Genomic DNA, 10,940 nt, shown 5'->3' with positions numbered 1-10,940 from the left:
GATGTCGCGATTGACGGTCGCGGCGGATAGCGGACGGCGAAATCGTGCAGGCCTGACGCCCTAGTGGCAGGTGTCTCATCAGCAAGACGTGCTGATGACGGTGACAAGCAAGCCCAGTCTCGCCGGGGAGAGCACGTATAAGCCGTAAACCATCGCGCAGGGAAAGCCGGGATGTTTCCGGTTACACCTGTGGTCCTACCCCCGTGCTTTTTGTTGCACGGGACCCATGGGTGCGATCGGCACCCGGCTTTCCCTGCGCCCTCTCCGAGAGAGGAGGGCAAAACGAGCGGCAAAACTCGGACAGATGATGTCGCGAGAATGTCGAATCACACCCTCTTCGCGGTTCGACATGGATCAGGGTTTCGCTTCACGCCTTCTCCTTCACGAACCTGTTCCGCAGCGTGCCGATGCCGGTGATGTCGATCTCGACCACGTCGCCGTCCTTCAAATCCGGCGAGGCGCCGTCGGTGCCCATCCAGATCACGTCGCCGGGCCACAGCGTGAAATATTTGGTCAGCTCGACGAGGAACGGCACGATGCCGAAGATCATGTCGTTGGTGCGGAAGCGGCCGGTCTCCTTGCCGTTGACGCGGATCGCGGTCTCCATCGTCGCAAGGTCGACGGATGTCTCGATCCATGGGCCCATCGGCTTGAAGGTGTCGGCGTTCTTGGATCGCCACAGGCCGCGATCGGCCTTCTGCCAGGTCCGTTCGGAGACATCGTTGCCGATGGTGTAGCCGAACACGCAATCCATCGCGCCGGCCTCGGTCAAATGCTTGGCTTTCCTGCCGATCACCACGACGAGTTCGCCCTCGTAATGGATCTTCTCGGTCGCGCTTGCCGGGATCACGACGTTCTCGTCATGGGCGATCAGCGCGTTCTGGGCGCGGTAGCCGATCTCGGGCCGGCCGGGGATATCGGGCACGGTGCCAGCCTTGTCGGCGGCTTCCTTGAGATGCTTCAGGTAGTTCAGCCCGACGCAGTAGAAGGTGCGCGGGACCAGCGGCAGCTCGATCTTGACGTCACCGAGCGCGTGGGTTTGCGATGTCTTCGTCCATTCACCGAGCGGATCACCGGTGACGGTCGTCACCTTGTCGCCCTCGACGAGTCCCCAGGACGTCTTGCCGGCGGCAGTGAATTTGAGCCAACGCATGATGATGCCCCTCTATTCCGCGGCGGCCTGCGGGCGAGCCTTCCAGGCGCCGGCGGCGGGGCGCTTGAGGCCGAGATTCTCGCGCAGCGTCTTGCCGGCGTAGTCCTTGTGGAACAGGCCGCGGCGCTGCAGCTCGGGCACGACATGGTCGACGAAGTCGGCGTAGGAGCCCGGCACATAGCTCGCCGCGATGACGAAGCCGTCGCAGCCGCGGCCGACGAACATCTCTTCCAGCCTGTCGGCAATCTCCTTCGGCCCGCCGACGATCGCGTCCTGCACCTGGCCGCGGCCCGAGAAGGTGATGAAGTCGCGGGTCGAGGGATTGGTCTTGCCGGAGGTGCGCAGCACGCCGTCGCGGATGCCGAGCATGCCTTGCATGCCCTGCAACTCCTCGGTCGTCAGCGGCTCGTCGATCGGCTTGGCGCCGAAATCGAAATTGAGCCCCTCGGCGAGCAGCGACAGCGCGTCGATCTCGAGCGGCAGTTTCTGGATGACAGCCATCCTGTCCTCGGCCTCGGCCCTGGTGGCGCCAGTGACCGGGGTGATCAGGTTGCACAGGAACATCTGGTCGGGATCGCGTCCGGCCTTGGCGGCCTCGCCCCGGATCGCGTCATAGCCTTGTTTGGCATTGGCGAGGTTGCGCGCCGCGGTGAAGATCACCTCGCCCCAGCGTCCGGCAAACCGCTGGCCGCGGCCGCTGGCGCCGGCCTGGATCACGACGGGATGGCCCTGCGGCGAGCGCGGCACCGTGAACGGGCCGCGCGACTTGAAGAACGGGCCCTGGTGGTCGAGCCGCTTGACCTTGGTCGGATCGGCAAAGCGGCCGGACTTCTTGTCGATGAGCAGCGAGCCGTCTTCCCAGCAATCCCAGTGGCCGAGCACCACTTCCATGAACTCGTCGGCGCGGTCGTAGCGCAGGTCGTGCTCGAGATGGTGCTCCCGGCCCATGTTGAGGGCCTCGCCGTCATTGACCGAGGTCACCACGTTCCAGGCGGCACGGCCATTCGTCATCAGATCGAGCGTGGCAAAGCGGCGGGCGACGTCGAACGGCTCGAAATAGGTGGTGGAGGCGGTCGAGGCGAGGCCGAGCTTTTCGGTCACCATGCCCATCGTGGTCAACACCACGATCGGGTCCATCTTCACGCAGCGGATGCCGTATTCGACGGTGTGGGCGTGGTCATTGCCGTAGCGGTCCGGCATCGCCAGGCGGTCGTCGAAGAACGCCATGTGGAATTTGCCACGCTCCAGGATGCGCGCGATCTCCTGGTAATAGTCCGCCGACATCGAATCGTCGCGCGACTCGGGGTGGCGCCACGAGCTCGGCAGGTTGGTGCAGTTCTGTGCCTGCAGGAAGCCAACCAGGGCCATTTGCCGTGTCATGCTGTTCTCCTGTGGTCGGCGATCCGTCAATGAAGCTCGAGTGCCTGGGTGAGCTTGTACTCGGCGGCGAGCGCCTTCAGCTTCTCCCAGGTGGCAGCCTCGATCTCGATACCGTCCTTGCGGCGCTGCTGCTCGCGCAGATATTCGACCTCGCCCGGATAGAACACGCCGCGGCTCCCTTCGGACGGCGGCGTCGACTTGAGGTAACGGGCGAAGTCGGCGACCTCCTTCTTGAAATCCTTCAGCGGTCGGAACGCGGCGACGTTGAACACCGCCATGAAGCAGCCGTCGTTGTGGCGGCCGGTCGGCTCGACGCCGAAGCCGAGCCCCGTCAGCAGACCGCACAGCACCTCGACCATCGCGGCAAGGCCCGAGCCCTTGTAGCCCTCGCTGCCACCGAGCGGCAGCAGCGCGCCGCCCTTGCGATAATCCTTCGGATCGGTGGTGTCGCGGCCCTCGGCATCGATGATCCAGCCCTTCGGGATCGCTTCGCCGCGGGCCACCGCGAGCTGGATCTTGCCGGCCGCGACCGCCGAAGTCGCCATGTCGAGGTAGAAAGGCGCGTCGAGATCGGACGGCACCGCGATCGAGATCGGGTTGGTGCCGAGCCTGGCCTCGCGGCCGCCGAACGGCGCGACGTGCTTCGGCGAGCGGCCGGAATCGGCGGCGGCGATGCCGATCATCCCTTCGCGCATCGCCATCAGCGGGTAGTGTGCAAGCCGCCCGACATGGCTTTGCCGGAACACGGTGCAGGCGGCGACATTTGCGGTCTTCGCCTTCTTGATGGTCATCTCCATCGCCTTGGCGTTGACGTGGAAGCCGAACCCCCAATGGCCGTCGATGACGGTGGTGGTCGGCGTCTCCTGGACGATGGTCCATGTCGCGCCCGGCACGATATGGCCGGCCTTGACGCGGTCGATATAGGTCGGGATCGCGATCACGCCGTGGGAATCGTGGCCGGCGAGGTTGGCGTTGACGCAGCCGGAGGCGACGGCGTTCGCTTCCTCTTCCGATGCGCCGGCGGCTTTGAGCAGCGCAGCGCCGATGCGTGCGAGACGGTCGGCCTGGACGATCGGCATGGTTTCCTCGGGGTTTCCTCGCCGTTGGCCCGCGCGAACGGCGGATCTTGCTTGGTCGTGTTGGCTGCATGCTCTCAAAGCGGAGCCGGGCGAGCAAGGCCAGAAAATCCGGTCCGCCATACCGGGAGCAGGGTGCTCGGCGCCGCGATTTCACCGCGTGGAACAGTTGTTGTCACAATGCGGAATTTGACCGCCGTCACGGGGGCGGGACGGCGCCCCGGCACAGGCTCCGGCACCTGCGCCTCAGCCTGGCACAGGACAGCCCGTACTTCTCCGGATGACCGCGCCACTTGTTCGTCATGCGTTTACTGTGTCTCGCAACTTGCCGGGCCTACTAACCAGCACTTAGGCCTATCGCGGGCAATGTTACCGGCAACAGGTGAGGGGTGGCCCCGTGGGCCTCGAAGGATCGTGCAGTCGACCATTGGACGTACATTCGCGGCGTTGAATGCCACCAACGAAGCGATCCTGTACGCGAAATCGCCAGAAGAACTGTACGGTAAGGTCTGCGAAGCCGCTTTCTCGGGCGGAGACTTCCTCGCCGCCACCGTCTTTTTGCTCGAGCCGGACACCGGCCTGCTGAAATTCGCGGTCGGTTTCGGCGACGACGTCGCACGGCTGCGCGGCATCGACATTTCGATCATCGCCAACACGCCCGAAGGCGAGGGCGTCGGCGGGCGGGCCTTCCGCGCCCAGAAGGCCTGCGTCAGCAACGACTACGTCAACGAAACCTATTCGGCGGCATGGCGCAGCGGCGCTGCACGAGCCGGCGTCGGCGCGGCGGCGGCGATGCCGCTGACATGCGGCGGGCGCAGCGTCGGCGTCTTCATGGTGACGCGGCGCGAACCGCATTCGCTCGGCCCCGAGATGGTTGCGCTCCTGGAGCGCATGGCCGCCAACGTGTCCTTTGCGCTCGACAATTTCAGTCACGAGGCGTCACGCAAGAGCGGCGAGCGGGCAATGCGCCGGCTAAACCGCATGTTCGGCGCCATCAGCGCGACCAACGAGGCCATCCTTCGCGCCAAGACCGAGCACGATCTCTATCAACGGGTCTGCGATGCCGCGGTGTTCAGCGGCAAGTCCTTTGCCGCGGTGGTGCTGCTGGCCGAACCCGACACGCACTGGCTCGAGCCCGTCGCCGGCACCGGCGAGGCGATCGACCTGATCACGCAGACGCGCTTCTCGAGCGACCCGGACAACGTCTACGGCAAGGGCATCTGCGGTGAGGCATTCCGCACCCAGCGGCCCTGCATCGAGCGTGACATCCCCAAATCGGCGACCGCCTCGCAGGCGAAGGGCCGCGGCAGCGGCATGATGGCCTGCGTCGCGCTTCCGCTGACCCGGTTCGGCAACAGCATCGGCGTCCTGATCTTCTTCATCGGCAACACCTGGTCCCGGGACGGGGAGATCATCGCGCTGCTCGCCGGCATCGCCGAGAACGTGTCGGTCGCGCTCGACACTTTCGGCCGAACCACCGAACGGGCGAAGGCCGAGGCCGAACGGGAGCGGCTGTCCCGTATGTTCGCCGCCCTGAGCGCGACCAATGAAGCGATCATGCGCGCCAGGTCGCGGCTGGAGATGTTCGAGCTGGTCTGCGCAGCGGCAGCCCATGGCGGCGGCTTCAATTCGACCAGCATCCTGCTGGCCAAGCCCGGCGACGACATCCTGGAGATGATGGCGGTGGCCGGTCCCACCGCCGAGAACGCCCGCCGCCTCACCGTCTCGCACAATGAGACGCGCCCCGAAGGACGCGGCGTCTGCGGCCGCGCGTTCCGCTCGCGGCGGGCCTGCATCAACAACGACTTCCTGAGCGACGTCGCCAACAGCGCATTCCGCGACGTGATCGACCGCGAGGACGCGCGGTCGGGCGCAGCGTTCCCGCTCGTGGTCGACGATCGACCGGTCGGCGTGATGCTGTTCATTTCGGCCAAGCGCAACACCTTCAGCCCCGAATTCGGCGAGCTGTTGCAGCGGCTCGCCGACAACGTGTCGTTTGCGCTCGGCAGCTTCGATCGCGCCGACGAGAAGGCGCGCACTGAGGAACAGAAGGAGCGATTGACGCGGATGTTCGCCGCGCTGAGCGCGACCAATGAGGCGATCATGCGGGCGAAATCCCGCAGCGAGATGTTCGACCTGGTCTGTGATGCCGCGGCCGTCGGCGGCCAGTTCACCTCGACCGCGATCGCGCTGGTGCGGCCGGGCGAGGCCTTCCTGGAGAACGTCGCGTCGTCGGGACCCGACCGCGTCCGCGCGCGCGACGTGCTGCTGTCAGCCGATGCATCGCGCCCCGAAGGTCAGAGCCTGACCGGGGTGGCGATCCGCTCCCGCAGGCCCTGCATCAGCAACGACTATCTCGGCGATTTCGGTCCTGAAGCGCATTTCTACCAGGCGGTCCGCGACAGCGGCACCAGGTCCGGCGCCGCCCTGCCGCTCCTGAAGGATGGCGAGGCGATCGGCGCGCTGGTGTTTCTCTCCGGCGAGCTCGACACGTTCAGCCCGGAGATGATGGCGCTGCTGCAGCGGCTGGCCGAGAACGTGTCCTTTGCTCTCGACAATTTCGGCAAGGCCGACGAGAAGGCCCGCGCCGACGAGCAGCGGGAGCGGCTGTCGCGGATGTTCGCGGCGCTGAGCGCGACCAACGAGGCGATCATGCGGGCGAAATCCCGCGGCGAGCTCTATCAATTGGTCTGCGAGGCGGCGGCGAGCGGCGGCAGGTTCACCTCGACGACAATCGCGCTGGCGCAGCCCGGCAGCGACTACCTCAGGATTGTCGCGATCGCGGGTCCGTCGGCGGAGGGCGCAAGTCGTGTGACGCTCTCGACCAACGAGGCGCACGCGGAAGGTCGCGGCGCCTCGGGCCGCGCATTCCGCTCGGGCAAGGCGTGCATCATCAATGACTATTTCGCCGATACCGAGACCGCCGCTTTCCACGAACGCGCCCGCCTCGATGGTACGAAAGCCGGCGCCTCGTTTCCGCTGATCGTCGGCGGACAGGTCGCAGGCGTCATGATCTTCGTCGCGAGCGAGAAGGACACCTTCACGACCGAGTTCGCCGAGCTGTTGCAGCGGCTCGCCGACAATCTGGGGTTCGCGCTCGATAGCTTCGACCGCGCCGACGAGAAGCACAAGGCCGACGAGCGGATCGAGTACCTCGCATCGCATGACAGCCTGACCAACCTGCCCAACCGCGAGATGTTCAACGAGCTGCTGCGTCATGCGATCGCGTCGGCCGACCGTCACCAACGGCAGTTCGCCGTGCTGTTCATCGACCTCGACCGCTTCAAGATAATCAATGATTCGCTCGGACACGACGCCGGCGACATGCTGCTGGTGGCGATCGCCGACCGCCTGCGCAACTGCCTGCGCGCCAGCGACGTGGTGGCCCGGCTCGGCGGCGACGAATTCGTCGTCATCCTGGGGGAGACCGGCGAGCGTGCCGACGTCGAGCGCGTCGCCGGCGAGCTGCTGGTTTCACTCAGCCAGCCCTTGCAGCTCAGCGGGCACGAGTGCCACACCACGGCCTCGATCGGAATCGCGACGTATCCGGGCGATGGCGTCGACGTGCAGACGCTGACCAAGAACGCCGACATGGCGATGTATCTTGCCAAGGAGGACGGCAAGAACGCCTTCCGCTTCTTCTCGGGCGAGATCAAGCCGCAGTCGATCGAGCGGCTGACGCTCGAGAACGCGCTGCGCCGTGCGCTGGAGCGTGACCAGTTCTCGCTGCACTATCAGCCCAAGGTCGACATGGTGAGCGGACAGATCAGCGGCGTCGAGGCGCTGCTGCGCTGGACCCATCCGGAGCTCGGATCGATTTCGCCCGCGCAGTTCATCCCGCTTGCCGAGGAGACCGGGCTGATCGTGCCGATCGGCCGCTGGGTGCTGAAGGAAGCCTGCGCACAGAACATGGCCTGGCAGCGCCGCGGCCTGCAGCCCGTCACGATGGCGGTCAACCTCTCGCCGCGGCAGTTCGCCGATCCGCACCTGCTCGACGATGTCGACACGGCCCTGCTCGGCAGCGGCATGTCGGCGGTGCTGCTGCAGCTCGAGGTCACCGAGAGCATGGTGATGCGCAACGTGTCGCGCGCGGTCCGCGTGCTGGATGCGATCCAGAACCGCGGCATCCGGCTTGCGATCGACGATTTCGGCACCGGCTACTCGTCGATGTCGCTGATGAAGCAGTTCCCGATCGACACCATCAAGATCGACCGTTCCTTCGTGCGCGACCTGCCCAATGATTCCGAGGACGTCGCGATCGCGCAGGCGATCATCAGCATGGGCAAGGCGCTCGGCATGACGATCGTCGCGGAAGGCGTCGAGACCTCCGAGCAGGAGGAATTCCTGCGTACACATCTCTGTGACGAGATGCAGGGCTTCCTGTTCTCGAGGCCGCTGCCGCCGCGCGATCTCGCCGAGCTGTTGAAATCATCGCCGGTGCTGGCCTCGCCGCCGCTGCAGCCGGCGCCGGATGACGCGGCGGAGGCGGATCTAGGGCGGAAACGCGCTGTCGTCTGACGGCTGCACGTGGAGGTCGCGCACGTCGGAATCGGTCGATGCGATCTTGCGCGAGAAATCATTGGGCCATGGCAGCATGGTCTGGTCGGCCAGCGCGCGGCGCAGCACGGCGGCACCGTCGCGCCAGGTCGCGCCCTCCGGCAGCCGCAATTGCCGGCACCAGCCGGGCGGCAGCGTCGCGGCGACGTCGCGCAGCTCGAATGCCGGTCCCCACCACCACGCCGGCGCCGGCGGCCGTTCCGGTTCGGGAATGGTGCGCCAGCGCGCGAACTCGTCGACGATGCGGGCAAATTGCAGCTTGGCGGCGGGATGCATCGATGGGTCTCTCCTCGGCCATCGATGATATCAGCGCAATCCATCCACGCAATGTGCGCGGAGTGCGGCAAGGCCGGCTGGCGGCGCTCAGGCCGAGCGGCGGTCCCGCTGCCGGCTGGTGATGGTCGGGTTGAGCTCGTTGAGGACGACCCCGACCAGCTTGCGTTCGGCCCCACCGAGTGCCGCGATGATGTCTTCCATGCAGTCGTTGATGTCGCGATCGCCCGGCAGCACGGCGACGAGGCCGTCCACGACGTCGAACAGCTTGCGGTCCGCCGCGTCCCACGGCATCGCCGGCCCGTCGAGGATCACGAGGTCGTGGCTGCCGGCCGTGCGCGCCTGCGCGACCGCCTTGCGGATCGCCTCGAAGGCCCTGGCGCCTCGGCCCTGGATCGCAGGCTGGATCGTGATGCCGTTCGGGGTGTCCACCGAACGGGCGATCTTGCCGCCGATCGGCAACCAGCCGAGGCGGCTCGGCTCGCGCGGGATGACGGGGGCGATCTTGTTCGACAGGGTATGGGCCGCGCCGTCGGCATCGATCATCAGCACCTTTGCGCCGCCACGCGCCGCTGCAAGCGCGACGTTCAATGCGACGACGCTGCGATCACGGTCGTCGTTGGCGCCGATCACGGCCAGCGCAATCATGCCCTCGGGATTGGTCCGCTTCGCCAGCGTTGCGCACATCCCCCGCATCGTGGTCGGGAAGGCCGCTTGCGCGGGGCCGCTGCGCAGGGTCGGCCAGCCGAACCGCGTGACATCGGCGGAGTGATGATCCTTCATGATCCCACCGAGCGTGCGGACGACGTCGGATTCCTGAAGCTGGGTGATGACGGGCTTGTCGACGAGGCTGACGGCGGGCTGCGGCGCCGTCCGCGCGCTGACCGGCTGCCTGGCCGGCGCGACGGGTGCGGGCCGTTCGGGCGCCACGTCGTCCCTGGGCTGCGCTCTCGCCGTGAGCGGATCTGCACCCGGCGCCAGCTGGTTGGCGGCGACGATAAAGGCCGCGGCGGCGAGACCGCCGAACATGAAGCCGATCATCGCGAGCAGGCTCATCGCCGGCGGGAAGGTGCGGCGTTGCGGGATGGTGGCGTCGCCGATCACGCGCGCGCTGGAGGTGTTGAGGCTCTCCTGCTCCTCGGTCTCGCGCGAGCGCTTGAGGAAGGACTGATACACGTCGCGGCTGGCATCGACGTCGCGCTCGAGCTCGCGCAGGCGCACCGACGCCTGGCTCATCTGCACGCTCTGGTGCTTCTGGACGTCGAGCGCCTTGCCAAGCGACGCTTCGTAGTCGCGGGCCCGGGCCAGGTCGTTCCTGGCGGCTTGCGCAAAGCGGTCGATCTCTTCCTTGATGGTGCGGCGCAGGTCCTCGACCTGCTGGTCGACCTGGCGCAGCGCCGGATGACGCGGTCCGAGTTCACCCTGCAACTCGGCCTGCCGCTTCTTGGCATCGGCATATTGAGCGCGCAGATTGGCGATGGTCGGCGATTGCAGCGCCTCGGGAATGGCTCCCGGATCGGTCGAGGCGCGCCGGCTGGCCTCGATCTGGTCGTATTTGGCCTGGGCGTCGAGGGTCAGCGCGCGGGCAGCGGACAGCCGCTGGTTGCTGGCCGACAGCTGCTGATCAGTGATCAGATTGTCCTGCGAGCCGACGAAATTGTTCTGCGCCTTGTAGGCCGCGAGGGCCTCCTCGGCGTTGCGCAGCCGCTGCTGCAGCTCCTTGAGGCGTCCGGACAGGTCCCTCGTGGCGCGGCGGGCGGCGTCGGCCTGGGACTGCTTGGACTCCGCGAGATAGGCCTTCGAGATCGTGTTGGCGAGCATCGCGGCCTTCACCGGATCATGCGACCAGACATCGATATCGACGATGAAGGTGCGATCGGTCTTCTTGACGTTGATATGGCGGTTGAGCGCGTCGAGCGTGTTCATCTCGATCTGCTGCTGCTCCGCCGCGGTCGGCTTGGGCTCGATGCCGAACAGGCCGAGCAGCGATCCGAGGATACCCTTGCCAGCGGCGCCGCCGCCGAACTCGGGGTCCTTGACGAGATTGGTGTCGCGGATCACCTGCAGCAGCACATTGTTCGAGGTGATCAGGCGCGACTGGCTCTCGACCACCATCGAAAGGCCGGACACGTCCTGGGCGCGCGGGGTCAGCTCGCGGTCGACGAGCTGCAATTCACGCGGGTCGACATAGAGCTGGGCGCTCGCGGTGTATTTGGGCGGCAGCATCTTGCCGATCGCGACCGCGACGCAGGCGCAGATCAGCGCGGCCGACATGATTGCGACCATGCGCTCCCGGAGCAGCCGGATCAGCTCGTACACGCTGAATCCCGCCGGAGCGCCGGTGGGGCGAGACTCAGGCCCGGACCGGACCTTGGCCCGATCTATCGGCTGGTCATAGAGCAGCATCGACCCCAGCTTCCATCCAAACGGCCGCACGCGTCGGCTGAGGGCGTTCCCTTCGGGTCACGCAACGCGCACGGGACGGCGACGCGGACAAGACG

Annotated in this window: 6 protein-coding genes; 1 reads left to right on the top strand and 5 read right to left on the bottom strand. The window is 66.6% G+C overall.

The genetic code is table 11. The annotated features are described in order from the left end of the window. Positions 1–367: 367 nt before the first annotated feature. Genes JQ586_RS30460 through JQ586_RS30450 form a run of 3 tightly spaced genes read right to left on the bottom strand, consistent with a single transcriptional unit; the run spans position 368 to position 3,612 of the window. The gene (locus JQ586_RS30460) at positions 368–1,153 is read right to left on the bottom strand and encodes a fumarylacetoacetate hydrolase family protein (RefSeq protein WP_212398323.1); all 786 of its coding nucleotides are present in this window, start codon (positions 1,151–1,153) and stop codon (positions 368–370) included. A gap of 12 nt (positions 1,154–1,165) precedes the next feature. After that, positions 1,166–2,533 (bottom strand): LLM class flavin-dependent oxidoreductase, encoded by a 1,368-nt coding sequence (locus tag JQ586_RS30455; protein ID WP_212398322.1) that lies wholly within the window; start codon positions 2,531–2,533, stop codon positions 1,166–1,168. A 26-nt stretch (positions 2,534–2,559) separates the two neighbouring features. After that, positions 2,560–3,612: an Ldh family oxidoreductase gene (locus JQ586_RS30450; protein WP_212398321.1), complete on the bottom strand. Its 1,053-nt coding sequence runs from the start codon at positions 3,610–3,612 to the stop codon at positions 2,560–2,562. Positions 3,613–4,023: 411 nt separating this feature from the next. Between JQ586_RS30450 and JQ586_RS30445 the strand changes: the two genes are divergently transcribed. Beyond that, positions 4,024–8,127, top strand: a complete 4,104-nt coding sequence (locus tag JQ586_RS30445) for a GAF domain-containing protein (RefSeq protein ID WP_212398320.1) — start codon at positions 4,024–4,026, stop codon at positions 8,125–8,127. On the opposite strand, the gene JQ586_RS30440 is transcribed toward JQ586_RS30445, so the two are convergent. Further along, entirely contained in the window at positions 8,101–8,442 is a 342-nt protein-coding gene (locus tag JQ586_RS30440; RefSeq protein WP_212398319.1) for a hypothetical protein, read from the bottom strand. The two genes, JQ586_RS30445 and JQ586_RS30440, sit on opposite strands and share 27 nt — an antisense overlap. 87 nt (positions 8,443–8,529) lie before the next feature. After that, positions 8,530–10,845, bottom strand: coding sequence for a Wzz/FepE/Etk N-terminal domain-containing protein (locus JQ586_RS30435; RefSeq protein WP_212398318.1), 2,316 nt, complete (start codon positions 10,843–10,845; stop codon positions 8,530–8,532). Between the last annotated feature and the right edge of the window lie 95 nt (positions 10,846–10,940).

Source organism: Bradyrhizobium jicamae, assembly GCF_018130215.1.
GTDB lineage: Bacteria > Pseudomonadota > Alphaproteobacteria > Rhizobiales > Xanthobacteraceae > Bradyrhizobium > Bradyrhizobium jicamae_A.
This window is presented reverse-complemented; position numbering and strand designations above follow the sequence as displayed.